The organism is Neobacillus sp. GCM10027624 (genome assembly GCF_042675345.1).
GTDB lineage: Bacteria > Bacillota > Bacilli > Bacillales > Cytobacillaceae > Neobacillus > Neobacillus cucumis_D.
Window position 1 is genome coordinate 15,188 of the sequence record NZ_JBHTHD010000033.1, and the last position, 25,750, is coordinate 40,937.

Annotated in this window: 19 protein-coding genes and 1 other annotated feature; of the genes, 3 read left to right on the forward strand and 16 right to left on the reverse strand. The window is 38.5% G+C overall.

Annotated elements, in window-relative coordinates; all coding sequences use genetic code 11:
* Positions 1-2 precede the first annotated feature (2 nt).
* The 3 genes from ACFQZ9_RS29685 to ACFQZ9_RS29695 all read right to left on the reverse strand — a co-directional run bounded on the left by ACFQZ9_RS29685 (position 3) and on the right by ACFQZ9_RS29695 (position 4,272).
* A complete protein-coding gene (locus ACFQZ9_RS29685) occupies positions 3-1,268 on the reverse strand; it encodes an ABC transporter substrate-binding protein (protein WP_498946920.1) in 1,266 nt (421 codons plus the stop codon).
* A gap of 146 nt (positions 1,269-1,414) precedes the next feature.
* Positions 1,415-2,560, reverse strand: a complete 1,146-nt coding sequence (locus tag ACFQZ9_RS29690; protein ID WP_498946922.1) for a response regulator — start codon at positions 2,558-2,560, stop codon at positions 1,415-1,417.
* A complete protein-coding gene (locus tag ACFQZ9_RS29695; protein ID WP_498946923.1) occupies positions 2,557-4,272 on the reverse strand; it encodes a sensor histidine kinase in 1,716 nt (571 codons plus the stop codon). Before ACFQZ9_RS29695 ends, ACFQZ9_RS29690 begins: the two co-directional genes overlap by 4 nt.
* 172 nt (positions 4,273-4,444) lie before the next feature.
* On the opposite strand from ACFQZ9_RS29695, the gene ACFQZ9_RS29700 reads away from it, so the two are divergent.
* Positions 4,445-4,588: a hypothetical protein gene (locus ACFQZ9_RS29700; protein ID WP_498946924.1), complete on the forward strand. Its 144-nt coding sequence runs from the start codon at positions 4,445-4,447 to the stop codon at positions 4,586-4,588.
* Between the two features lie 203 nt (positions 4,589-4,791).
* Positions 4,792-7,317, forward strand: coding sequence for a putative bifunctional diguanylate cyclase/phosphodiesterase (locus ACFQZ9_RS29705; RefSeq protein ID WP_498946926.1), 2,526 nt, complete (start codon positions 4,792-4,794; stop codon positions 7,315-7,317).
* 164 nt (positions 7,318-7,481) lie between these two features.
* Here ACFQZ9_RS29705 and thrB read toward each other — a convergent pair whose 3' ends face one another.
* Positions 7,482-8,396 carry a homoserine kinase gene (gene thrB / locus ACFQZ9_RS29710; RefSeq protein ID WP_498946928.1) on the reverse strand — a complete coding sequence of 305 codons (915 nt, stop codon included), beginning with the start codon at positions 8,394-8,396 and terminating at the stop codon, positions 7,482-7,484.
* A gap of 21 nt (positions 8,397-8,417) precedes the next feature.
* Positions 8,418-9,707 (reverse strand): homoserine dehydrogenase, encoded by a 1,290-nt coding sequence (locus tag ACFQZ9_RS29715; protein ID WP_308913963.1) that lies wholly within the window; start codon positions 9,705-9,707, stop codon positions 8,418-8,420.
* Between the two features lie 266 nt (positions 9,708-9,973).
* Positions 9,974-10,185: a binding site (T-box leader), on the forward strand.
* Positions 10,186-10,247: 62 nt separating this feature from the next.
* Here ACFQZ9_RS29715 and serA point away from each other — a divergent pair.
* Positions 10,248-11,891 (forward strand): phosphoglycerate dehydrogenase, encoded by a 1,644-nt coding sequence (gene serA / locus ACFQZ9_RS29720; protein WP_498947144.1) that lies wholly within the window; start codon positions 10,248-10,250, stop codon positions 11,889-11,891.
* 39 nt (positions 11,892-11,930) lie between these two features.
* Here the strand turns inward: serA and ACFQZ9_RS29725 are convergent, their stop codons facing one another.
* The 11 genes from ACFQZ9_RS29725 to ACFQZ9_RS29775 all read right to left on the reverse strand — a co-directional run bounded on the left by ACFQZ9_RS29725 (position 11,931) and on the right by ACFQZ9_RS29775 (position 25,603).
* Positions 11,931-13,058 (reverse strand): HAD family hydrolase, encoded by a 1,128-nt coding sequence (locus ACFQZ9_RS29725; protein WP_498946930.1) that lies wholly within the window; start codon positions 13,056-13,058, stop codon positions 11,931-11,933.
* Between the two features lie 112 nt (positions 13,059-13,170).
* Positions 13,171-13,500 (reverse strand): DUF3870 domain-containing protein, encoded by a 330-nt coding sequence (locus ACFQZ9_RS29730; protein WP_198310669.1) that lies wholly within the window; start codon positions 13,498-13,500, stop codon positions 13,171-13,173.
* Positions 13,501-13,703: 203 nt separating this feature from the next.
* A complete protein-coding gene (locus ACFQZ9_RS29735) occupies positions 13,704-15,122 on the reverse strand; it encodes an NAD-dependent succinate-semialdehyde dehydrogenase (protein WP_498947145.1) in 1,419 nt (472 codons plus the stop codon).
* A 53-nt stretch (positions 15,123-15,175) separates the two neighbouring features.
* Positions 15,176-16,531: a PLP-dependent aminotransferase family protein gene (gene gabT / locus ACFQZ9_RS29740; RefSeq protein WP_498946931.1), complete on the reverse strand. Its 1,356-nt coding sequence runs from the start codon at positions 16,529-16,531 to the stop codon at positions 15,176-15,178.
* A gap of 46 nt (positions 16,532-16,577) precedes the next feature.
* Positions 16,578-17,951 (reverse strand): putrescine aminotransferase, encoded by a 1,374-nt coding sequence (locus tag ACFQZ9_RS29745; protein ID WP_498946932.1) that lies wholly within the window; start codon positions 17,949-17,951, stop codon positions 16,578-16,580.
* A gap of 94 nt (positions 17,952-18,045) precedes the next feature.
* On the reverse strand, positions 18,046-19,539 hold the full coding sequence (locus ACFQZ9_RS29750) for an aldehyde dehydrogenase family protein (protein WP_498946934.1): 1,494 nt from the start codon (positions 19,537-19,539) through the stop codon (positions 18,046-18,048).
* Positions 19,540-19,741: 202 nt separating this feature from the next.
* Positions 19,742-21,877: a sigma-54 interaction domain-containing protein gene (locus tag ACFQZ9_RS29755; protein WP_498946935.1), complete on the reverse strand. Its 2,136-nt coding sequence runs from the start codon at positions 21,875-21,877 to the stop codon at positions 19,742-19,744.
* Between the two features lie 116 nt (positions 21,878-21,993).
* Entirely contained in the window at positions 21,994-22,242 is a 249-nt protein-coding gene (locus ACFQZ9_RS29760; protein ID WP_498946937.1) for a biotin/lipoyl attachment domain-containing protein, read from the reverse strand.
* A 13-nt stretch (positions 22,243-22,255) separates the two neighbouring features.
* On the reverse strand, positions 22,256-22,552 hold the full coding sequence (locus ACFQZ9_RS29765; RefSeq protein ID WP_327835174.1) for an SAV0927 family protein: 297 nt from the start codon (positions 22,550-22,552) through the stop codon (positions 22,256-22,258).
* Between the two features lie 210 nt (positions 22,553-22,762).
* Positions 22,763-24,046, reverse strand: coding sequence for a Glu/Leu/Phe/Val family dehydrogenase (locus tag ACFQZ9_RS29770; RefSeq protein WP_498946940.1), 1,284 nt, complete (start codon positions 24,044-24,046; stop codon positions 22,763-22,765).
* Between the two features lie 216 nt (positions 24,047-24,262).
* Complete coding sequence (locus tag ACFQZ9_RS29775) at positions 24,263-25,603, reverse strand: APC family permease (protein WP_498946942.1); 1,341 nt, start codon at positions 25,601-25,603, stop codon at positions 24,263-24,265.
* Between the last annotated feature and the right edge of the window lie 147 nt (positions 25,604-25,750).

Genomic DNA, 25,750 nt, shown 5'->3' on the forward strand with positions numbered 1-25,750 from the left:
TTTTACTGTCCAACATACTTCTCGGAATCCTTCACAGCCTTATTCAATAACTGTTCTCCATCTTGTCCGAGCATAATCGCATTGACAGCTGCTGATAAGTTGCGATTAATTTCATCCCAATTTTTATTTAATAAGAAAGCAGGAGTATCATTTGATCTTTCAAGCATTTTGTAAAATGGCTTAATCATCGGGTCTTGATCCGTTTTCATTTCCTTTACAACGCTAATACGTACAGGTAAATCAGCTGTTCTCATTTTGATTGCTTCCGCTGAAGAGTAAAATTTTACAAACTTCCAAGCAAGATCTTTATGTTTTGAATCTTTTGCAATCGAGACCGCAGACGATGCGATCACTCCTTTTACTGGCTTGCTGCCAAATGAAGGCATTTCCACTGTTCCAAAGTTCACCTTAGCTTCCTTAAAGCCCTCCAATGGCCAGATACCGCTTTCCCACATGGCAAGCTTGCCTGCCTTGAAAATATCATCACCGCTCTGTTGATTTTTTCCACCGACAAGAACAGCACTTTTATCCTTAACCATATCGGCAAACATTTGCAGTGATTGAACGGTTTCAGGACTGTTCATATATCCTTTGATTTTCTTTCCGTCTTCACTAATGAAGCTTGAGCCGTTGCTCCAAACAAAGCCTTGTAGATCATAAGTATCGGGTTCAGGCCTTACCCCAAATCCATACTGTTTTTTGGATGGGTCTGATAATTTCTTGGCGATATTTTTAAAGTCATCCCATGTCCAGCCATCCTTTGGATAAGGAATCTTTGCTGCATCAAATAAATCCTTGTTAAAATAAACAACCCTTGTGGTGAACCCGGCTGGCATTCCGTATACTTTGCCGTACATGCTGGAGTAATTAAATAACCCCTGATAATAATCATTCATATCCATTTCAGAATCATTTTTAATCAAATTATCCAGCGGCTCTAACGATTGAAAGTAAGCTGGGAAATTCCACATATACATAACATCTGGCGGGTTTTTTGCACCAAACGCCGCAGCCAGTTTTTGGTCAAATCCATCTCCGTAAGCTTCTACTTGAACCTTTACATTTGGGTTTTTTTCTTCAAACTTTTCCGCAATCAATTGTTGAATTTTTAATGTTTCCCCAGAATCCCATGTTGCAAATCGAAGCGTGGTTTTTCCGCTGCTGTCATTACCTTTTGCGTCTTCTGTACCACTTGATTTACTGTTTGAACATGCGGCCATTGCAAAAAGCAAAAGGAATACTAAAAAAGCAACTGTAATTTTCTTCATATTTAATTCCCCCTTTTTTTCCTTATACATAACAGAAACCGCTTTCATTGTAACCTTAATGAAAGCGGTCTTAAACTTAAATTCATCTTATTCTTTTTGTAATATTGTTTGAAATTTCCCAAAATACAGAATGATTAGGAATTTTGTTAGATGATATTCTTCTTTTTGTTTTGCCGGTAATCTGAAGGTGTGACCCCGATGCATTTTTTAAACCATTTACTGAAGTATTTACCATCCTGAATCCCTACTTTTTCACTAATTTCCTGTGATGTTAAGGATGTTTTTTCAAGAAGATCACATGCAATTTGTACTCTTATTCTTTCCGTAAAGGCAATAAAGCTTTCACCAACTGCCTTTTTAAACATTGTACTAAAATGGCTGCGGCTTAAACCAACATCACTTGCAATATCTGTAGAAGAAAGAGGTTCGTCCAAATGTAAAATAATCTTTTGTACCGCCTTTTGAATTGGTAATGGCCAATTTTCCATCGAATAATTAAATTGTTTTTCAAATTGCAGCTGTCTATATAGGGTGGAAACCCCGTCCATCCATTCCTTGATTCCTTGATTTGGACCATTTATCTTCCAACGAACGGCTGGCTCACCCCCTCTAGCCTCCACAAGCAATCGCTCAAATTGCCGCTGTGAATTTTCGGGAATAAAAATAAATGCTTGATCCTGACCGCAAGAAATTTTTGCAACTAGTTTTTCCTCAGATTGTAACTTGGTAAGCAGAAACTCACTATCTTTTAATCGATTTAATAAATAAATATAATAGGGCTTCTGCATCCAATTCCACTCATTTAAAAATAACTCTTCCAAAATTATTGGAAATGAATTATCGAAGTCACATAACCACTCATAAAACTCCTTTGCCAATGATGACGAATCAAAAGTTTTTTTGTCATGACGAACCGAATTAATTTCCCCTTCAAAACGCTTTAGATATTCTTCAAATTGCTGATCCTGAAAAGCTGTTTTCAATATATAACCTGAGGCTCCAATATTCATGCCTTCTTGCGCATAGGTAAAATCCCGATGACAGCTTAATAATAATATTTTTGTAGCAGGGGATGATTGTTTAATTTTTCTGGCCAATTCAATCCCGTTCACTTCCGGCATAACAATATCCGTTATCACAATTTCAGGACGGTGCTCCTCGAACAACTCCCAGGCCTTTTGTCCGTTAGGGGCATCAGCAATCACCTTCATATTATATTTTTCCCATTCGACGGTTGCCATTAATCCTTTTCGTACAATTAGTTCATCGTCTGCAATCAGTACCTTTATCATTTGAGTTTTCTCCTTCTCGGCCATCTCATTCTAAAAATTGTCTTTAAACCTACAACTGATTCGATTGATAAACCATACTCCGTTCCAAAATGAAGTTTAATGCGTTGGTCAACATTATATACACCAATCCCTTTTCCTCCTTCATCATGTTGCCTCGGTTCAAGCAGTTTCCTAATGGTACCTTCATTCATTCCTTTTCCGTTATCCTCTAATGTAAGCTCAATATAATCATTTTTTTCTTCCACGTTGAGCTCAATTCTCCCTTGTCCATCTTCAAATGCATGAAAAAAGATATTTTCGAATAAAGGCTGAAGTGTCATCCTTGGAATTAAACATTCTAAACAATTTTCTTGTAGGGTTTCAACATATTCAAAAGTATGGCCGAAACGTACCTCCTGAACCTTTAAATAATGCTGGATGGTTTGTAGTTCTTTTTTCAAAGGAATTAATTCATCGGCAAAATTTAAGTTCTCATGAAGAACCTCTGTTAGATGATAGATCATTTCTTGAACTTCTTTTGCCCCTAAAAGTCTTGCCTTCCATTGGATTGAGTTTAACGTGTTAAATAATAAGTGTGGGTTAATTTGATAGTGAAATGCCTTTAACTCTGCTTGTCTTTTTAAACGTTCTGTTTGACTAATTTTTTCAATTAATCCCTTAATTTGATTGACCATATCATTAAAGCTTCGCCCCAAGATTGCTAATTCATCTTCCGAAGTAACCGCTATCTGGGTATTTAAATCCCCTTTACTTACACTTTCCATGGAGGCTTTAAGGCTCTTAATTCGTTTTGAGAGCGGAACCGAAAATACAACTGCTAAAATGCAGGCAAGGATGATAGAAAATAAAATAGCCAAAACAGTATAATGAAAAATTACATTGGATGATTTATAAAAATACTTTTGCGGGATCCGAACAATAATATCCCATCCATAGGTTTCGATATGATTATTAAAGACAATATCGGATGATAAATTTTCAGGAGCATAATTTGTTTTATATACAATCTGATGGTTTCCATTTCTTAGTGTAATCGAAGAATGCAACGATTTCTCTAAAAACTTAATATGCGAGAGCAATTCATCAGCGTTTGTTTCAATCAAAAGCTTACTGCCTTTTAATACCCCAAATTGGCTTTCAATTGGAAGAACCATCCCAATTAATTTTTCCTTTTTATTCCCTGTATAGTAATGGTCAGCATTATAGAAACCAATCCAAAGCTGCCCTTCCTGTAAATTATTAATTTCCTTCCAAAAAGGCTTCTGGAAAAGCCGGTGGATATTCACTTGATTATTTCCATAATAGTAGCCTGTATTTGTAATGAGGTAGATTCCTTTTGTATTATAGGTTTTATGTGCTTCTAAATAGCGTTCAAAGTTTTTATTTTCAATAAATGCCGAATAGGTCCGTGGTATTTCTTCTTTTAAAATAATTAAAGTTGGATCCGATAGATAGTGATTAATATCCTTTGAAACCACATACATCTGCTGTATCGTATTTTCAATTTGTTTATCCAATTGTGAAACAGCAAATCGTTCATAATCATTGTATTGTTTATTCACAATCGTCGAGGACTTTTGATAGGACAACAGACCAAAGATGGCCAATGGAATGAGCGCTACCATTAGAAAAAATACAACCATTTTCGTGCGGATACTGCGATAAAAAAGAAATTTAATTCCTGCTGCTTTATTCCTAAAAGTAAATTTCATTTGGCTCACCAGTCATAGTAGATTTATGCTCTAATCAATCATATCAAAAATAGTAAGAATTGAGGGAATCTTTCAAACGAAACTCGAACGAAAAACCTGGTGAAATTTTCAACGTAAGAAAACGTAAAAAATGTAAAAACTAAACTCATTCAAAATTAAAGAGGTGGAAAAAATGAGTGAAAAATGTTTTTATTGTACAAATGATATTGATCAAAATCAGCACCACAACGTAACCTTCGTGACCTCCAATGTTGAACGGGATGAAAAACTTTGTCATGAATGCTACCAAGAGTGGTTACAAGGATTAAATGGTTAATAATTCAGCAGCCTCGCTGCTGAATTATTATTTTGTAAGTTGCTCCCCCATTATGTTCCCCAGCCTCATTCTCCAGTTTTTTCTCATTACTTTTACGATGTGATTATGATATTCTTTAAGCAAAATTAAAATATGTTTCCCACGGGGAAAATACTAAATTCCAAAATCCTTCAAAATGTTTATATAATTGGAGTGTTGCTTCATTGTCGATTAAAAAGAAACTTCCATTAATATTTTGTCTCATTGTATTTATGATCTTAGTTGCGAATAATGCCTTTCATTATATTCGGTCAAAAAATCAACTACTTGACTATAATGAAAAGGAAATCGCCATGATTACCAAAGAGGTTTCTGTTCAGGTTGAAAATACTAAACAGGGATCAGAATATGTGGAAAACATCCTTGCAAGAGAGTTACGAATTGCCTCAATTGCTATAAAAAAAGCACTTCCCCCTCGATACCAGGATGTAACAAATGAACAGCTAAAAGTACTTGCAAAAGAATTAAGAGTTTCCCATATTACACTTTTAGCCAAGACAAAGGATGACGTAGTAGGAGTCCGCTCCTCTGATCCAAAAGAAATAAATATGGGAACAAAGGGTTGGGGCTATTGGTATGATGCCTACCTTCAGCTTTTAGCATTAAAGCCTGTCACTGTAAAAAAAGGTTTAGCTTTGCCCTTCTATTGGTCCGGACCAATGGAAAAAGCCTCATCCAATCCAGATCACATTGATAAATGGGGCTATTACTACGATGGCTCAACCAATTATATAATTGATCCCTATTTTCGTGACAATACAGTTCTTGGATATGAAGATCGATTTGGTCCCGGGAAAGTAATTAAGAACTTTACAAAGGAACCCGGTGTTCTGGAAATGTCTGTATTGAATCCTAAAAGCTTTGGCAAAAAAGAGGAAGTTGTCCATTTAAACGGTAATTATTATACCCGTATTTCCGCCGAGCCTATTTGGTATGGTTCCTATAAAGAATATTCAAATATTGCCGTGGATTCTAAACTAGTAAAAAAGGCGGCAGAAACCAATAAACTCCAATCCTATAAAGACACGATCAAAGACAAATACATCATGAAAACATTCGTTCCAGTGAAAAGCAAACATGATCAACTCTATGTAATTTGCCTTGTTTATGATTATGGCCTTATCCAGAATGAATTGTTACACGAGCTAAAAGTTCATATTATGCTCTCCATTGTAATTATGATTGTCGTTTTAATTTTTAGTTTTATTTTTTCCAGGTCCATTACCAAGCCAATTGGTTACATCGTTGAGCAAGTGAATGAAATTGCCCAAGGTAATTTCGGAAAAAAATTACATCTAAATCGTAAAGATGAGCTTGGATTTCTGACAGAAAACGTGAACGCTTTATCAAATCATTTACAACATTATGTAAATGATTTAAACCAGAGTAAAAAACTAATTGAATACCAAGCGTATCACGATCCGCTTACTGGTTTGACCAATCGAAGATACTTTCAAGAAAAGCTGCAACCTATTATTGATCAAGCAAATGAAAAAGGCGAAACCGTATCGGTTTTATTTATTGATTTGGATCGTTTCAAACATGTTAATGACTCCTTCGGACATAACAAAGGTGATGAGTTACTGAAAATCGTAGCAAATCGAATCCAAAAATGCCTGCCCGAGGATAATCACATCATTACAAGACAAGGCGGCGATGAATTTATCATTTTGATGAATAATCTAGATGTGAAGGCTTCAAAAGCAGTTGCAGAGACTATCATTAATACCTTAAAAAAACCATACTCAATTGACGGAATTGAACTTTACCTAAGTGCCAGCTGTGGAATCAGTATGTACCCAGAGCACACAAGTAACCTGGACACATTAATCATCTATGCAGATATGGCAATGTACTCTGCAAAAAATATGGGCGGCAATCGAGTCGTTATCTATAATGAGCGTATTAGTAAATTAAGTCAGGAACGGCCAAGATTGGAGTCACGGCTAAGAAAAGCAATCGAGAATCAAAAAATAGATGTTCACTATCAGCCAAAAATGAATGTTAATACCGAAACTATTTACGGTGCAGAAGCATTATTAAGATGGACGGATGAAGAATTGGGCTTTGTCTCTCCGGAAGTTTTTATTCCGATTGCAGAGGAAACGGGATTAATTCAACCTTTGTGGGAAATCGTCATGAAGAAAGCATGTCACCAAGTAAGTGAATGGAATACGAAATATCATCAGTCATTAAACATTTCAGTAAATTTCTCAGCAAGGCAGTTTCAAGAGCCTTGTAATATGGTGAAACAGGTAAAGGAAATCTTGCAGGACAGTAAATTAGATCCAAAGAATTTCGAAATCGAAATTACGGAAAGTATTCTTCTTACAAATTCAAAGGAACTTGTTCAATCGCTGCAATCACTCCAAAACATGGGTATTTCTGTTTCCATTGATGATTTTGGTACAGGGTACTCATCCCTAAGTTATTTAAAAAACTTGCCGATTAACACGTTAAAAATTGATAAATCTTTTATTCAAAATATTACCGAGAATCTTGCCAATACAGAGATTCCGGAGGCGATTATTAATATGGCCCGAGGGCTTCATCTTGATGTAATTGCCGAAGGTGTAGAAACGGATTACCAAAAGGAATTTTTACGATCAAAAGACTGTATTCAGATGCAGGGGTATTTGTTTAGTAAACCACTTAGTAAAGAAGCATTCGAGGATTTTCTGAATAACTAGAAAAGGGCAGCTAGGGCTGCCCTTTATTTTGCACATTCTAAATGCCAATATATTGATTGTCCTTGCCAAAGGGCCTGTTGCACAGACTAAACTCTAATAATATTACAAATTAACACGGTGAATTATTAAAGAGAGCAAATAAAAAGGGCAGCTAGGCTGCCCTTTTATTTTGCACATTCTAAATTATAAACACTGCTCCCGGTATCATCGATGTTTAAAAGTTTCACGGACATGGCTGAAAAGGTTTGTTGAAGTGATTCGGCAACTTTTCTGCCTTTCCCTTTTTCTGCAAAACAAAGCATTGTTGGGCCTGCGCCACTTAAAGCCACTCCAAAGGCACCATTTGCTTTGGCTGCTACCTCAATCTCAGTATAAAAAGGAATCAGCTGTTTTCGGTATGGCTGATGGAATAAATCGGAATCCATCATTTTTCCCGCTAGCTCCCAATTTTGACTAAGAAGGGCACCAACTAATACATTTGCGGTAGCAGAGGCTTGAACTGCCTCCGAATAAGGAAGCACTTCCGGTAAAACTCCACGCGAATCCACTGTTAATAATTCCTCATTTGGAATAACAGCGATCATCTCAAACGCCAGATTGGGAAATGACACAAGGTCCACTTCATTATGGTGATAGCATCCCACAACCAATCCCCCATATAGCGATGCTCCAACATTATCTGGATGCCCCTCCATCTCAGTTGCAAGCAATAGCTTCTCACAGATACTCAACCCAAGATTTCCAACAAAGTCAGCTAATTCAATCGCTGCAACAATCGCCGAAGCACTTGAACCAAGTCCACGGGCTAATGGAATTTCGCTATTAATTTTCACTTTACATGGCGTCAGGGTCTTTCCATATTTCGAAGCAACCTTAAGAGCCACTTGACACATGATATTCTCCTCATTATTGGGGAATTGACTTAATTCCTCAGTTTCCGCAATAAATTCCCAATGATTACTTTGTTCTACTTCTAATGTTAAATATAAATCGACAGCAATTCCAATGGAATCAAATCCTGGACCCAAGTTGGCAGAACTTGCTGGAACTTTGATTTGTACTCTGTTATCGAGGGTCATCCACAGACAGCTCCTTAATCTCTATTTTCTAACCACTTTATACGAACTCTTAACTTCCTTAACTGCGGATAAATCCTTTAACTCTACTAAAATATCCTCAATATCGGTTAAAGAAGCCTGATGCGTTACTAAAACAATTTCTGCGGTTTCATTTTTTGTTACCGGCATCTGAAGGATTTTTTCAAAACTAACACCATATTTAGCAAAAATCGAGGTAATCTCAGCAAATACGCCAACTTCGTCCTGCACATGAATACGTAGGAAGTATTTCGAATACTTTTCCGAGTCATCCTTCAGTCGTTTCGGATATTGTGGTGCCACCGCACTTCTTCCGTTAACACCAAGTCTTAAGTTTTTAATTACACCCACTAAATCGGAAACAACCGCTGTTGCTGTTGGCAAGCTTCCTGCCCCAGGTCCGTAGAACATCGTCTCACCGACAGCCTCTCCGTAAACATATACCGCATTGTACTCATTTTGCACAGATGCAAGCGGATGATTATTAGATAAAAAGGTTGGCTGAACGCTCACTTCTACTTTTTCACCCTCGCGATGAGCATTCCCAATTAGTTTCATTGTATAGCCCATCTGCTTACCATACCGTAGATCTTCTTCAGTAATTTGAGTAATTCCGCTGACTTTTACATCCTCAAGGTCAATATGCATAGAGAAACCTAATGTTGCAAGGATGGTCATTTTACGTGCAGCATCTAATCCTTCAACATCTGAAGTTGGATCTGCTTCCGCAAATCCAAGCTCTTGGGCTTCTTTTAAGACATCTTCATAGGCAAGTCCTTCAGAGCTCATTTTTGTTAAAATAAAATTCGTTGTACCATTAACAATCCCCATTAATTGAGTAATTCGGTCGGAAGCAAGCCCGTCAACTAAACCTCTTAAAATTGGGATTCCCCCTGCAACACTGGCTTCGTAAAACAAATCGCAGCCATTTTCCGAGGCTAGCTTTAATAATTCAGAACCGTGAAGAGCCATCAAATCTTTATTTGCAGTGACCACATGCTTTCCACTTTGAAGTGCACTTTGCAAATATTTTTTCGTTTCTTCTACTCCACCCATTACCTCAATTACCACATCAATTTCCGGATCTTGTAGGATATCGTCAGGGTTATTTGTTAAAACTTGCGTATTAATCTCCGCAGACCTCGTTTTATGTAAGTCGTTTACAAGTATTTTTTTTATTTCAACAGGACATCCAACCTGATGCATTAATTTGTCTTGATGATTTTTGATGATTTGTACCACGCCAGATCCCACTGTTCCTAAACCTAATAATCCAATTGAGATAGCTTTCATTATCTTTCCCTCCTAAAAGTCCACCCTAAATGCACAAATGTATTTGTATAGTAGACATTATATAATTCTCTAAATCTTTTTACAATAGATGTATTCTGTTTAAATATAATTGTAATCGCTCTCCGCCTTATCCCACAAGGCATAGCAACTCCTTGGAAAAATTTTAATAAGATTATTCAGAAAATAATTTCATTAGCCCTTTACAATTCTAAACATATGGATGTAGAATATTCAATAAATTCATACAAAAAAATTGCATTCAATTTAAAATAGTAATGATGAAGACGGTATTAATAAGGGACTTCAGAGAGCCGGTGGCTGCTGTGAACCGGTGTCCTTACTTAACATACCCAGCACTTCTGAACTGGCACGCCGAAATAGTATGTAGGCCTGCCCGGTAAAAACCGTTAACATGTTGAGGCTGTATGGAATCTATGCAGCAAAAGAGGGTGGCACCACGGTTGATCACGTCCCTCATAACACGACACAACTGTCTGTTATGAGGGATTTTTTATTTTAAACTGGGAGGAATGAATGGAAATGTATAAAGTACTGGTTACCGATGGAATTAGCGATACAGGCTTAAAGGCATTATTTGATCATCCCCATTTTATTGTGGACAGACAGCCAACACTGCCAACGGAAGAATTAAAAAAGATTATTGGTATGTATGATGCCTTGATTGTCCGCAGTCAAACAAAGGTTACCGAAGAATTGCTTCAAGAAGCTAGCGGGCTACGGGTTATAGCAAGGGCAGGTGTCGGTGTAGATAATATCGATGTGAATGCCGCCACCCGCAAAGGGATTATTGTTATTAACGCACCCGGCGCCAATACCATTGCCGCTACAGAACATACCTTAGCGATGATGCTTTCTTTAGCAAGAAAAATCCCTCAGGCTCACAAGAAAACATCTTCCGGTGAATGGGATCGCAACTCGTTTAAAGGGGTTGAATTGTATAAGAAAACCCTTGGTGTAATCGGAATGGGTAAAATCGGAGCAGAAGTGGCAAAACGGGCTAAAAGCTTTGGAATGAACATTTTGGGTTTTGATCCCTATTTAACTGATGATCGAGCGAAAAAATTAGGGATTACGAAAGCCAGCCTTGACCTAATTGCAAGGGAATCAGACTTTATTACCATCCATACCCCTTTGACAAACGATACAAAAGGACTTATTAATGAGGAATATTTACAAAAGACCAAAAAAGGCGTCCGCTTGATCAATTGCGCTCGCGGTGGAATTATTGATGAAAAGGCGCTGGTTCGTGCGGTTCAATCAGGTCATGTGGCGGGAGCGGCACTGGATGTTTTTGAAAAAGAACCAGTGGCAGACCCTGAATTATTGCAAAATCCAAATATTATCGTGACACCGCATTTAGGAGCTTCTACAGTAGAAGCACAGGAAAAGGTTGCTCAAGAGGTCAGCGCTGAAATCATTGAAATTTTTGAATCGCAGTCGATCCATCATGCCGTAAACATGCCGCAAATGTCAGGGGAAACTCAGGCAAAAATGCAGCCATATTTAGCGCTTGGGGATCAAATTGGCCAGCTTGTTGTTCAATTATTAAAAAAAGCTCCTGCTAAAATTGAAATCAATTATTACGGGGACCTAATTGAAGAAGATACAGAATTATTAAATCGTATCATGATAAAAGGAATTCTTTCCTATCATTTAAGCGATTCTGTCAATCTAATTAATGCCCTACACCTTCTAAAGGAACAAGGTGTTTCCTATAATGTGCAAAAAAATGCTACTAATAAAGGGTTCGCTAATTATATGGAGCTGACAATTTCTCAAGGTGATGAAACGGCTAAAATTGGTGCAACGGTCCTAAATGGCTACGGTGCAAGAATTGTGAAGATTAACCAATATCGGATTGATGTGAAGCCGGAGGAACATCTATTATATATTAAACATAAGGACGTTCCTGGTATGATTGGTAAAGTAGGTTCTCTTCTTGGCGACTATGAAATCAATATCGGCACGATGCAGGTAGGTAGAGCTGCCGTTGGAGGCGAGGCCATCATGGTCCTAACCCTTGATAAAACCCTGAATACTAATGTTCTGCAAGCCTTGAACCTAACCGTGGGCATTGAAGAGGTGCAATTGCTAGAGTTAGAGAATTTCGTTCCATCTGAACCAGGGCAGGTAGACCCGCAGAAAGTAGAAAGCTTATTGTAATATTAGAATAGGGATGGCATAGCTGCCATCCCTTTTTTATTATAATATACTCCTTACATCCAGCACCGAATCTAAAATATAATCTGCCTCATGCTTTTCAAATTCACTTCTGGCATCTTTTCCAGATAATCCTGTTAAAACGGCAGCGAATTTGCAGCCGATGGTTCTTGCCGCTAAAAGATCTGCTAACGAATCGCCCACAACCAAAAGCTCTTCCCTGTTTTCAAGTGGCAGCGGGGTATTCAAATAATCAATTAGAGAAGCCCCTTTCCCCTGTTCAGCCAATATATAGGTGTATGGATGCGGCTTAGACAAGGACCCTTCTTGAGGGAACTCCTTCTCCGCGATCAACACGTCATCGGCTGTAACAATATGCTTTTCATCAAAGGATTTTAGCCAATCTAAATGCTGAAAAGGCAATATCGTTTCTAGGGCAGGCCTGCCAGTCCCAATTCCAATCTTGTATCCAGAATTTTTTAGGAGACTAAAAAACTCGGCAATATCCTCTTTTGGTGCCAACGTTGTTTCATTTGCTAAAAATCCTTCTTTACCTAGCTGAACGGATGGTCTCCCCGTAGATTCTAATACATTTTCATCACCAACGTACCATTCCTGGGATACATGTTCACAAACGGACCAAAGCGTCCGGTCCTTATCAAATATAGACGTTTCGATCCCTAGCTTTTCTTTTGCTAGTACATTTAGGTAACCTAAAAGCTCTTGTTTAACGGCATGTGAGCGTTCAAACTCTTCAATAAATAAAGGGAAATTCATTTGAACCTGGTATTGGCTTAAAACCTGTCCCATTTCTACTAAAGCATCCCTTGAAATTGGGGATTTGAGCCACTGATTAATTTTTTCACGTTCACTATCGATAATTTGTTCAAACAGATGAATGAGCTGGCAGCAAAAGGTTAAATAAATCATATCCCAGTTTGCATTTAGACCTCGTGATTTTTGAAGCTTTAATACTTGATCATTCTCAAACACCTGTGTGCGAATATGTTGAATCTCAGATTCAGTATAGCTTGTTTTAAACAACTCAGGTGCTAAAGCTAAATAATTTTTGCTGATTAACAGTTCCCAAACCGTCAGTGCTGAGGCATCAAAATAATGCTCCTCGCTTAATAGAACCCCATCGACATCAAAAAGAATTGTTTTTACCATTTACTGTCCCTCTTCTTCCTCTGCTTTTACCCTTTATCGTACCACAGCAGTCCATATTTTTTAAAGCAAAAAAAAGCCATGTGCTAAATTAAGCAGCATGGACTTTGCCCATTTAAATAGGCAATGAGTTATCATGACTAATATATTGATTATACAAATCTTTAATAGCAGCAATTAACGCATTTGCAGCTTTTCCGCGATAATCATTCTTGAAAATCTCAACTATTTCCTCAATTCCGTCCTGAAGACTATGCCCTTTTAATATTTGCTGGACATAATGCCTGCCATGTTCTGTAGCTAGCGTACAGGAGGCTTCAATAATCACTCCGTATTTTTTATCGATTTCCACCGTGATCGTTAAAGATTCAAACACATTTTGTGCCGCCATTCCTTGAGGCAAACGAGAGTGCCCTGCTAAAAAATAAGTATTTAAGCCCGCCATAATTTCACCCATCTCTTTATTTCTTTTCCTATTATATTAAACAAAACTTCGGCATTTTCCTCCTAAATTCGATAAAAAAAGCCAACAAAACAATCAATGACAAAATCATCACTGAAGGTTTTACTGGCTTTTATTTGGAGTCCTTTGAAAAGGAGGTTTAAATAAATTAGGCAGTTCCTATAAAATATTAAACTATAATAAACTTAATCTATGCCAATTGATATATATTTAACTTCTAAATACTCATCAATCCCGTAATGACCGCCTTCTCGGCCAAGGCCGCTTTCCTTAAATCCGCCAAATGGCGCTTGGACCGTCGATGGTAAGGCATCATTCAAACCAATAATTCCATATTCAAGCTGTTCCGTTATTCTAAAGGAACGGCTTAAATTTTGTGTATAGACATACGCAGCCAGCCCATAAATGGAATCATTTGCACGAGAAATAACTTCCTCTTCCGTTTTGAAGGTTGCAATAGGGGCAAGCGGCCCAAAAATTTCATCCCGCATACATTCCATTTCATCATTAATATTCGTTATGATGGTTGGAGCGTAGAAATATCCGTTTACTTCAGCTGGCTTTACACCGCTAAACGCAATTTTTCCACCCTTATTTACTGCGTCCTCAACAAGTGTTTCCACCTTTGATAAAGCAGCTTGATCAATTAATGGACCAACATCGATTCCTTCATTTAAACCATTACCGACCTTTAATTTTTCTAATTCATTTTGGAACAAATCAACAAATTGATTTGCGACTGATTCTTGAACATAGACACGGTTCGTACATATACAGGTTTGTCCGGCATTACGGAATTTGGATTGCACGAGACCCGCAGCCGCTTTTCTTAAGTCGGCATCATCCATAACGATAAATGGAGCATTTCCGCCAAGTTCAAGTGACACCTTTTTAACGGTGTCTGCAGCCCCACGCATCAATGTTTTCCCAACCTCTGTCGAACCGGTAAAGGTAATTTTCGTTACGCGGGAATCCTTTAACCAAACATCACCAATCTCTGAAGATCTTCCGGTTACGACATTTATAACTCCCTTAGGCACCCCTGCTTCATGGGCGAGCTCAGCCAGTTTTAATGCTGTAAGCGGTGTTTGATTGGCCGGTTTTACAACGGCTGTACAGCCTGCAGCTAGCGCAGGACCGACTTTTCTGGTAATCATCGCAGCCGGGAAATTCCAAGGCGTAATGGCCGCTATGACCCCAACAGGTTCTTTTCGAACAAGGATCCGCTTATTTGGATGTGAGGCAGGAATCGTTTCCCCGTAAATTCTTTTTCCCTCTTCAGCATACCAAGAGATAAATCCATTGGCGTAAACCACTTCTCCCAAAGCTTCTTTAAGAGGTTTTCCTTGCTCAATTGTCATAATTCTAGCAATCTCATGTTTATTTTCTTCGATTAAATAATGCCATTTCATTAATATCTGATAACGCTCATCGGCTGTCTTTTTTGACCAGGTTTGAAACGCGGTATGAGCTGCATCAACTGCTTTAATTGCTTCATAGGCTCCGCCTGTTGGGACAGCACCGACAACTTCCTTTGTTGCCGGATTCACGATTTCAGTAAAAATCTCAGAATCATTACCGATCCAATTTCCATCTATATACATCGGATAGATTTGATACTTCTTTTCTACTCTTTCCATTCATTTACCTCCGATTTTTACAGGGCCGGATCAATGGCAAACACCGATTCCATGGATTCCTCAAGAATTTTGAGACCCTCTTCAAGCTGTTCATCCGTAATGGTTAACGGCATTAGGATACGAATAACGTTAGAAAAAATTCCCGCGCTTAATAATAAAAGCCCTCTTTCTCCTGCAGCTTTGACGATTTTCCCAACCGTTTCCTTATCAGGAGTTTTTAGCTGCTTGTCCTTCACAATTTCCATTGCACACATGGCACCAAGACCCCGGACATCGCCAATACAGTCAAAGCGCTCAGCAAGGATTTGCATTTTCTCTACAACTCTATTTCCTAGCTTCTCCGCACGTTCATTAAGATTTTCACTTTCAATAATATCTAAAACGGTTAGTGCAGCACGGCATCCAAGCGGACTGCCTGAATATGTACCGCCAATTTCACCAACTTCAGCAGCATCCATAATTTCTGCACGACCGATCACACCACTGATTGGCACCCCTGCTCCCATCGATTTAGAGATGGTAATTAGATCCGGTTCAACGCCAAAGTGTTCAATGGCAAAATATTTACCTGTTCGGGCAAAACCGGTTTGTATTTCGTCAGCTACAAATAAAATGCCATATTGATCGCAAATCTCTCGGACACGCCCGACAAAGGCAATGTCCGGAACGATAAATCCACCTTCACCTTGGACCGGTTCCATCACGACTGCTGCAATGGTTTCAGGTGCCACCTCAGAAACTAAAAACTGTTCAAATTGTTCAATAATCATTTTGCTGTATTGTTCTTCGTTCATCCCATCAGGGCGGCGGTAAACATATGGATATGGTGCCTTGTAAACCTCCGGTGCAAATGGGCCAAACCCAAATTTATACGGCTTCACCTTACTTGTCATGGTCATCGTCATTAACGTTCTACCATGGAAACCCCTTGTAAAAGAGATAATTCCTTGGCGTTTCGTGTATTTTCTTGCAATTTTAACCGCATTTTCAACGGCTTCTGCACCGCTGTTAAAAAAGGCTGCTTGCTTCGCAAAATTGCCAGGGGCAAGCTTGCAGAGTCTCTCCGCAAGCTTGATATAGGATTCGTACATCATGACATTAAAGCCTGTATGAATAAATTGACTGGCTTGTTCCTGAAGGGCTCTTACCACCCTGGGATGGGAATGACCAACATTCAAGGTTCCGATTGCCCCGGCAAAATCAATATAAATATTTCCATCAACATCCTCCACGATTGCGCCCTGCGCTTTTTTCACAAAGGATTGAATATTGTTGCTGATTGCTTTAGGAACATATTGGTTTCGGCGCTCTAATAGTTCCTGCGATTTTGGGCCTGGAATGGATGTTTGGAGCTTTACATATTTCTTTTCCACGTCTTTTTGCTCCCCCTTATTTGCATATACCTCTATCTAATAGATGTTATTCTTTCACTTGAGCTAGCACTTGCTTAAAGGTGCTGACTACTTTATCAATTTCTTCGTAGCTGATTGTTAAAGCAGGCTCAATACGAATGGTTTTTGAGTTAATCAATGTTCCTGCAACAAGGATTCCATTATCGAACATACCTTTGGATACCTCATAACCGATTTCATCCTTATGGAATTCGATTCCGATCATTAGACCTTGACCACGGATTTCTTGAACTTTATCTTCGTGACCTTCCGCTGCTTTCTTCAACTCTGCAAGGAAATATTCCCCAGCCTCGGCAGCACGCTGTGGCAAATTCTCCTCAATTAACACACCAATAGTTGCAATGGCTGCTGCACAAGCAAGTGGGTTTCCTCCAAATGTTGTTGTATGCATAAATGGATTTTCGAACCAGCTTTTAAATACTTCTTCTTTAGCCACAATAGCACCAGCAGGCATTACACCGCCGCCAAACGCTTTTGCAAGACAGATGATATCCGGTACTACATCATATAATTCTGCAGCAAACATTTTACCTGTACGACCCATACCTGTTTGTACTTCATCAAAAATGAGTAAGGCACCATATTGGTCACAAAGCTCTCTTACTTGTTTTAAATAGCCTTCTGGAGGAAGGATAATTCCGCCTTCACCTTGGATTGGTTCAAGAATAACCGCTGCAACATCTTCACCGACTGAAGCACAAACTTCAAACGTTTTTCTCATCATGTCGATATCGCCAAATGGAACATGGCGGAAACCTGGAATTAATGGAAGGAATGGTTTACGGAACATTCCTTTTGCCGTTCCGGATAATGACCCAAGACTTTTACCATGGAAAGCACGAGTGGTAGAGATGAAGGTTGTTCTTTCACCGTACATTTTTGCAAGTTTAAGAGCTGCTTCGACACTTTCAGTACCACTATTTGTAAAGAATGCATATTTCAAATCACCTGGTGTGATTTCGCCTAAAATTTTTGCCAGCATCGCACGAAGCGGATCAAGAAGGTCCTGGCTATGAAGAGCTTGGCGTTTTAATTGGTCCGTAACAGCCTTGACAACCTTTGGATTACGGTGACCAACATTATAAATTCCAAAACCGCCAAGACAGTCAATATATTCTTTACCATTAACATCTTTAAAGCCTGCACCGCTATCAGACCATTCTACTGCAGCGAATTGACCGCCTTCAGTAACGGTTTTGCGGTATTCAAGGAATCCAGGGTTAACATTTTCACGGAAACCATCAAGGGTTTCTTTTGTAATCCAAGCTGCATCTTCTTTCGTAATATCTTCTTTTTCTATTAAATTTAAAACCTTGTTAATATATTCGGTTACATTTTGATTCTTTTCACTTTTTACTTCACTTTTAAAATCGATACTCATGTTTATCTCTCCTTGTTAGTTATAAATATTTGAATTTTGTTTATATATATTTCAAGTTCCGGCGCCCTTAATCGGGCGCTTTCACTTTTAGAAATTAGTTTGAGAACCAGCCGATTGGTTCAACCTGGAGGTTAATATTAATTTGTTTAATCTCTTGGAATTCTTCAAGACCGAAAGTTCCAAGACTTCTTCCGATACCGCTTTGTTTATAACCGCCCCACGGTGCTTCGTTGTAAGTTGGGTGGTAAGCGTTAATCCAGGTAATTCCGGAACGAACCTTTTTAATCACTCGTAAAGCCTTTGCTCCATCGGTTGAGAATACAGCACCAGCAAGGCCGTAAACAGTGCTATTAGCAAGTTGGATCGCTTCAGCTTCATCCTTGAATTTTTGAATACAAACAACGGGACCAAAGATTTCCTCTTGAACAATTCTCATATCATTGTTTACATCAACAAAAACAGTTGGTTCAACAAAATAGCCATTTTCTAGACCATTATCTACAATTCTGTTACCGCCACATGCAATCTTGGCACCTTCTTGTTTTCCAAGGTCAATATAATGAAGAACTTTTTCCATGTGTTGCTGGCTGACAAGTGGTCCCATTTCTGATTCAGGATTATTCCCTGGACCAACTTTAATTTGCTTCGCTCTTTCGACAAAACGGTCAACAAACTTATCATAAATGCTTTCTTCGACAAGAATTCTTGATCCAGATGAACACACCTGACCTGTACCACAATAAATTCCAAATAATGCCCAATCTACCGCGGTTTCAAAGTCAGCATCTGCAAAAATAATATTTGGTGATTTACCGCCTAGCTCCAAAGAAACCTTTTTCATGGTATCTGCCGCAGTTTTCATGATATGTTTTCCTGTTTTCGTGCCGCCGGTAAACGAAACCATGTCTACTTCAGGATGAGAGGCTATTTCATTTCCTACAACTGCGCCGGCACCCATGACCATATTGGCAACACCTTTAGGCAATCCGATTTCTTCAAAAATTTCAAATAATTTTTTCGGTGTTACCGGAGTCACTTCAGATGGTTTAAAGACGATTGTATTTCCTGCAGCTAATGCTGGGGCAATTTTCCAAACACTCATTAGTAATGGATAATTCCACGGAACTATTAATCCGCAAACGCCGACAGGTTCACGGACTACCATCGCCTGCATTGGATCTGCTACATGGTAGGTAAAGCCATCAGGTTTAGTAATCAACCCTGCATAGTAACGGAAACAAGCAGCTGCGTCACCAATATCGCCCCCAGCTTCTCTTAAGGTTTTACCGTTGTCCATTGTTTCAAGCTGAGTTAATTCGTCCGCATACTCATCAATTTTGTCAGCAATTTTAAATAAATAGGAGGCTCTTTCCTGTGCTGATAAACCGGACCATACTCCCTCTTCAAAGGCTCTGCGGGCAGCAAAGATTGCCGCGCGTGCATCTGCGACTGTTCCCTCAGGTGCATGGGTAATCACTTCCCCATTGGCTGGATTAATGACTGGGCGTGTTTCTTGATTTTCAGAATCTTTCCATTCGCCATCAATAAACATTTTTAGATTTGCAACTCGGTTTTTTATTTCGACCATGTGAAATTTCCTCCTTAATTAATCCTCACTATCTATTAATGCAAGAAGCGTGCCAACTCTAAAAAGCTATTAATAAAAGGATTTATCGAGTTACTTTATAGAAAGCTATTCATTTTTGCATAAACCTATTATTTTTTGCATAAATCATTATGAATATAAAAAAAGCTGCATCAGATTTTAGGTCTGATGCAGCTTTTGGTGATTATGTGGATAATTTTTCGGTATTTAGATTTTTCTCACTTACAATTTTTTGATATTTCCTGCTGACGGAGGACTGGCTGATTCCTAATGCCTTTGCTGCTTTGGTTGTTGTTTTATATTGCTTCATAGCGAGGACAATCAACTGTTCCTCCACCTGATCGATTGCCTCCTGCAGAGGAATGACTCTCGTAATTACAGGCTTCATTTTTTTATATTCATAGCCTAATGATAAAAACTGGCTGACAAATTCCGCATCAATAGCCTGCTCATCCGCAGAAACAACTAATCTTTCAATAATATTTTGCAATTCCCTTACATTACCGGGCCATGGATAAAACTCCATCACATTAATCGCATCTGGTGTTAAATGATAGTTCCGCTCATATTTTTCATTTAACTGCTGAAGAAAATGAAATGCAAGCAGTGAAATGTCCTCAACCCGTTCTCTTAAAGGCGGAATATGAATTGGAATGACATTCAGGCGGTAAAATAAATCCTCTCGGAAAGTGCCTTCCTCCACCATCTTCTCTAATTTCTTATTTGTAGCGGCAATGATTTGGACATTGATCTTAAACGGAGTGGTACTGCCGACAGGAATAACTTCCTGCTCCTGTAGAACTCGCAGCAGTTTTACTTGTAGATGCATCGGCATCTCACCAATTTCATCTAGAAACAGGATTCCCCCATCCGCTTGTTTGAAATATCCGTCTTTTCCGTTCTTATCGGCACCAGTAAAAGCACCCTTCACGTATCCAAATAATTCACTTTCCAATAAATTTTCCGGGATGGCACCACAATTCAATTTTAGAAATGGATATTCCGCTCGTTTTCCTAGCTGATGAATTGCTTGAGCAATAACTTCCTTTCCGACACCGGACTCCCCATTGAGCAGGACAGTGGAAGAAAAATCAGCAATTTTCTTTACTTGACTCATAATCTTTTCCATTTTCGGGCTGCAATAAATTAACTTTTTTAAAAAGCGGTCCTTACTTTTAAACGTATCCAATTCCTTCTTATACTGCTCTGAGATTTTCTTCATTTCTTTTAATTCGCTTTTTAGCTTCGTTGTTTCTGTAATATCCCGGGAAGCAATAATGATACGGTCTAGTTCATTTTTATCATTAAAAATAGGATTTCCAACCGCAAGAATCCGTCTTCCATTTTTCGTTTCCTGAACAACAGAAACCTTTTTCTTTCGTTCCATAACCAGCCTTGTCACAGAAGGTGTGAACAACCCTTGGTCCTCAAGCTGGAACATATTTTTCCCAATCAACTCTTTTAAATCTACCTTCCAAAAGTCCTGGATGATGTTTTCGCTGTACCTGATTAATTCACCTTTCGCATTTACTACTAGTATCTCATCATAAATGCTCGAAAGAATGGCATTTAAGTCTTTATTTAAATCCTTGATATGCTCAATTTCCATCGCCATTTCTTCAACCATTGGTAAATCTTGTACCACGATGATGATTCCATCTACTTCATGGTCATAGTTTAATATAGGACTATAATCAACGAGGACCCCTGTTCCGTTGGTAATTTCGAGATGATTTAGAAGCGTTTTTCCGGTTTCAAAAACATTCTGAATGTGCTCTCCGCTAAAAATATTTTCTGCCGGAAGATTTAAAACCTGATCGGAGGTTGATTTAATCATTTTTAAGCCAGCATCATTACAATTGATGATTCGTTTTTCTTTATCTAAAACAAACATCCCCATTGGTATCGAGGTAAGCATGATTTTTAATAAATCCACACTTTTATTTTCTTGTTTAAAAAGCTCTGCCAGGATGTCTTCCCTGAGAATGTAGCCGCTCGGAATTCCATCCTCTCCTCTTATGATTGCAAATGGTTCCCCGACAATTTGAAATAGGACGGGTAATGAAATATGTTCCCCTAAATAACAGACATTTTCAATTGACTTTGTATGCTCAAGTAAAACCGCTAACTCGAAATTTTGCCTTTCCAGCTTTTCAAGTAATGGTGTATTCATTATCGCATAGGCAAATAATTTGTCCTGTTTTTTCAGGAATAAAAAGGGTTCCTTGATGTTTTTAATGGAAGATCCAACTATTTCTTGATTCTCGCTGATTTCAACTGCTATTATTGGCTTAATTTTTTCCTTTGCCACGGAAAACATCTATTACATCCCCCTTAAAGCCTTGTCAATCTTATACTACACGTAATACAGAAAATTTCAAATAGAAAAAAATGCTTAAAAGGAAGATGTAATCTCCATCTTCCTTTTTTAAAAAGTTAGTCGCTTCCTGTAAAGAACAAATCTTCTTTAACATATGCCAGGACCATTCCGGGAATGACTTGATCCCCTTCTTGAACCTCCAATGAATGAATTTCTCCGCTTATTCCCGTTTGAATCGTTTCGACGATACCATCTGCAGTTTTGATTGTAAATAATGGTTCCCACTCATAAATTCTGGATTCTCCCTTTATGGAAACTTTTTCAATCTTTCCGTATACAGGGCTAAGAACCACATCAAAATCCATGCCTTCTAACCTCCTAATGTTCATATTGCTCCTGAAAAGATTGCGTGTGTAAGACAAGATCAAAAAATTCATAGAATTCAGGAATGTCTTCTTGTTCAATTCCTAATTTGTTTGCCCAAAATTCATCGTTAGGGGTATCTTCCTGGCAAAGTAATACCATGTTTCCAGTCTGCAAGGAGGTGACCATTGCTTTTCCGAAAAAATGCTCGGAATACCCAATCGTTAAATCGTAACGATGGTTATTGGATATAAGACAAAAATAATGGAGAAGCTGCTGTTCTTTTTGTTCAGATAAGAATTCTAATTTCATTCAAAAAATCCCCCTTTTTTAATATTTGACCTGTGAAACTAGTTGTTGATTTCCACTCCAGGCACAAGCGGTTCGTGGGCGGTTCGGGGAGCCTCCTCGTCGCTTCGCTCCTGTGGGGTCTCCCCTGTCCCGTACTCCCACAGGAGTCTTCGTGCCTTCCGCTCCAATCAACCTTGTTCTTTAAGATTGCTTAATATTTAAGCCAGCCTCTTAATATTTAAGCCAGCCTCTTAATCTTGAAGCCTCTGCTAATCGTTGAATTCCTTCGATATAGGCAGCAATTTTCATATTGACGTTGTATCTTTTTGAAGTGTTATATACATTTTTAAAACTATCAGTGATTTTCTCCTTAAGACGGCTGTCTACCTCTTCCTCTTTCCAGTAGTAGCCTTGATTGTTTTGACACCATTCAAAATAGGAAACAATGACTCCGCCGGAATTTGCAAGGATATCAGGGACAACAAGAATATCCCGTTCATCAAGAATGTTCAACGCTTCTTTTGTAGTCGGTCCGTTCGCTGCTTCAATGACAATATTACAATTAATCTTGTGGGCATTTTGTTTATTAATGACACCAGAAATCGCTGCCGGAATTAAAACATCGCACTCTTTTTCTAATAATTCTTGGTTTGTAATCGCTTGATTAAAACGGTTGCTGACGATTCCAAATGAATCCCGACTGTCAATTAAATGAGGGATATCTAAACCATTCTCATCATATACCCCGCCAAGCAGGTCTCCAATCCCGATTACCTTTGCTCCCAATTCATATAAATAGTTAGCTAGATAGCTTCCGACATTACCAAAACCTTGAATAATAACGCGCATGTCTTTTAACGGCATATTTTTCAATTCACTTACCATTTGTAAAGTATATAAAACACCTTTAGAGGTAGCTGTTTCGCGGCCTTTGGACCCGCCCAAGGCAATTGGCTTACCGGTAATAAATCCTGGTGAGTCAAATTCACGGATATGGTCATATTCGTCCAGCATCCAGGCCATAATTTGAGAGTTTGTATACATATCAGGTGCCGGAATATCTTTTGTTGGCCCGACAAGTTGACTTACTGCTCTTACATAGCCTCGGCTCAATTTTTCCAACTCATTTAAACTCATCTCACGCGGATCGCAAATAATTCCACCTTTTGCCCCTCCATAAGGAAGATCGGTGATTCCGCATTTTAAACTCATCCATCCGGCCAATGCCTTTACCTCCTCAGGGGTAACATCTGGATGAAAACGAATCCCGCCTTTAGTTGGTCCTGGTGCATCATTATGCTGAGCGCGGTATCCTTGGAATATCTTTGTTTGCCCATTATCCATGGTTATTGGAATACTAACCTCTAAAAATCGCATTGGTCTACTTAAGAATTCAAATACTTGAGATGGATAATTTAGGACGCTTGCCGCTTCCTTTAATGTTTCTTGAAATTCATTAAGCGAATTATCCTGTTCCTTTAAATTAGTATCATTTTTCTGTGTACTGACTGTCATTTTAACACCTCATTTTTTATTCTTATAAATGGTATTAGCAAGTTCCGTGCCAACTTGAAAAAACCGCTGTTTTATTGAGTTTTTTTAATACATAGGAGCTATGAGCTTTTGAAAATTATGAAAAAATGATTGAAGTTATGCAAATTCGCATAATTTTTTCAGAAAAATAAAAAAACGCATTCTAATCAACTAGAATGCGTTTTCAGCTACCATATATTAGGCTTCTTCAGCCTTAAATTGTGGCGGAGCATTACGGAAAGCTTTCGTTAAATAGAGTAGATATGTAAACCCAATGGCAAACCACGCAAGTCCCATAATCAGAGAGCTTGCTTCAAGATTGAACCAAAGAACCCCGACCGTCCCGGCACCGATTAATGGCATGATCACATAATTGAAAAATCCTTTCGGTGTTCGATGCATTTTCTTCCGGAATGCATAATGGCTTATGACGGAAAGGTTAACAAATGTAAAGGCCATTAACGCACCAAAATTAATTAAAGAGGTAGCCGTTACTAAATCGAAGAACCACGCTGAAAGAGAAATGATTCCTACCAGGATCACGTTAAAGACCGGTGTCCTATATTTTGGATGAATATATCCAAACCACTTTTCAGGAAATACATTGTCACGCCCCATTACGTACAATAACCGTGAAATACTAGCTTGAGATGCAAGGCCGGAAGCGAGAGTATTTACCAAAGTGGTGCACAAGAAAATCGATTGGAACAGTTTCCCACCAACATAAAGGGCAATTTCCGGAAGTGCTGCATCCGGATTTTTGAACCTCGAAATATCTGGGAAAAATAATTGAATAAAAAAGGAAGTGACGATAAAGATTATGCCACCACATAATGCAGTAAGCAAAATGGCTTTAGGGATTGTTTTTTTCGGGTCGGGTGTTTCCTCCGAAAGAGTCGTAACCGCATCAAACCCCAAAAAAGAAAAGCAAAGAATCGTTGCACCTGTAATTAGAAGGGAGGCATTCATTCCTTCTTTAAAAAACGGCTGTAAATTAAACACAGTCCCCTGGCCCTCACCGTGATTTAATCCATTTATAACAAGGACGATAAATACAATAATAATCGCTATTTGAACAAATACAAAAAATGCATTGAAGTTTGCAAGAATATTAACACTTCGCAAGTTTAAAAAAGTAACGATTCCAACAAAAATCAATACCCAAATGAAATCAGGAACGGAAGGGAATAAAGAATTTAAATAAAGTTTTGTTAAAAGTGCATTGACCATGGGCAAGAACAAGTAATCCAGCAGAGATGACCAGCCTACAAGAAATCCCAAGTGGCTGTTAATCGCTTTTTGTGTGTAGGTATATGCCGATCCAGCTTCTGGAAAGACCCGAACGAGTTTTCCGTAACTTATCGCTGTAAATAGCATTCCAAGTAATGCAATGATATAAGCTGTTGGAACATGCCCATTTGTTTCCCCAGATACAATTCCAAAGGTGTCAAAAACAGCCATGGGAGCCATATAAGAGAGCCCCATAACGACAATTTGCCATAACTTGAGCGACCTTTTTAAATGTACAGTATTTTCCACATATCATTCCCCCAAAAATTAAATAATTAAACCGCTTGCAATGGGTAAATACCTCTTTTATTAATACTAATTTTTCACTCCTCCTCTTCTTTTAGAAAATTCAATATACTTAACTGCAATTTTTATGCCAATCATTTCACTATCATA

Coding starts and splice junctions, on each gene's coding strand:
- ACFQZ9_RS29760 (WP_498946937.1), bottom strand. CDS start 22,242: ATGGATTTTGATGTGGTTCTTAGCCCTGTATACGGAAAGATTGAAAAA.
- thrB (WP_498946928.1), bottom strand. CDS start 8,396: ATGACCCTCGATAACAGAGTACAAATCAAAGTTCCAGCAAGTTCTGCC.
- serA (WP_498947144.1), top strand. CDS start 10,248: ATGTATAAAGTACTGGTTACCGATGGAATTAGCGATACAGGCTTAAAG.
- ACFQZ9_RS29765 (WP_327835174.1), bottom strand. CDS start 22,552: ATGAAATTAGAATTCTTATCTGAACAAAAAGAACAGCAGCTTCTCCAT.
- ACFQZ9_RS29735 (WP_498947145.1), bottom strand. CDS start 15,122: ATGTATATAGATGGAAATTGGATCGGTAATGATTCTGAGATTTTTACT.
- ACFQZ9_RS29725 (WP_498946930.1), bottom strand. CDS start 13,058: ATGGTAAAAACAATTCTTTTTGATGTCGATGGGGTTCTATTAAGCGAG.
- ACFQZ9_RS29755 (WP_498946935.1), bottom strand. CDS start 21,877: ATGTTTTCCGTGGCAAAGGAAAAAATTAAGCCAATAATAGCAGTTGAA.
- ACFQZ9_RS29770 (WP_498946940.1), bottom strand. CDS start 24,046: ATGACAGTCAGTACACAGAAAAATGATACTAATTTAAAGGAACAGGAT.
- ACFQZ9_RS29715 (WP_308913963.1), bottom strand. CDS start 9,707: ATGAAAGCTATCTCAATTGGATTATTAGGTTTAGGAACAGTGGGATCT.
- ACFQZ9_RS29700 (WP_498946924.1), top strand. CDS start 4,445: ATGAGTGAAAAATGTTTTTATTGTACAAATGATATTGATCAAAATCAG.
- ACFQZ9_RS29730 (WP_198310669.1), bottom strand. CDS start 13,500: ATGGCGGGCTTAAATACTTATTTTTTAGCAGGGCACTCTCGTTTGCCT.
- ACFQZ9_RS29685 (WP_498946920.1), bottom strand. CDS start 1,268: ATGAAGAAAATTACAGTTGCTTTTTTAGTATTCCTTTTGCTTTTTGCA.
- ACFQZ9_RS29750 (WP_498946934.1), bottom strand. CDS start 19,539: ATGGTCGAAATAAAAAACCGAGTTGCAAATCTAAAAATGTTTATTGAT.
- ACFQZ9_RS29695 (WP_498946923.1), bottom strand. CDS start 4,272: ATGAAATTTACTTTTAGGAATAAAGCAGCAGGAATTAAATTTCTTTTT.
- ACFQZ9_RS29745 (WP_498946932.1), bottom strand. CDS start 17,951: ATGAGTATCGATTTTAAAAGTGAAGTAAAAAGTGAAAAGAATCAAAAT.
- ACFQZ9_RS29690 (WP_498946922.1), bottom strand. CDS start 2,560: ATGATAAAGGTACTGATTGCAGACGATGAACTAATTGTACGAAAAGGA.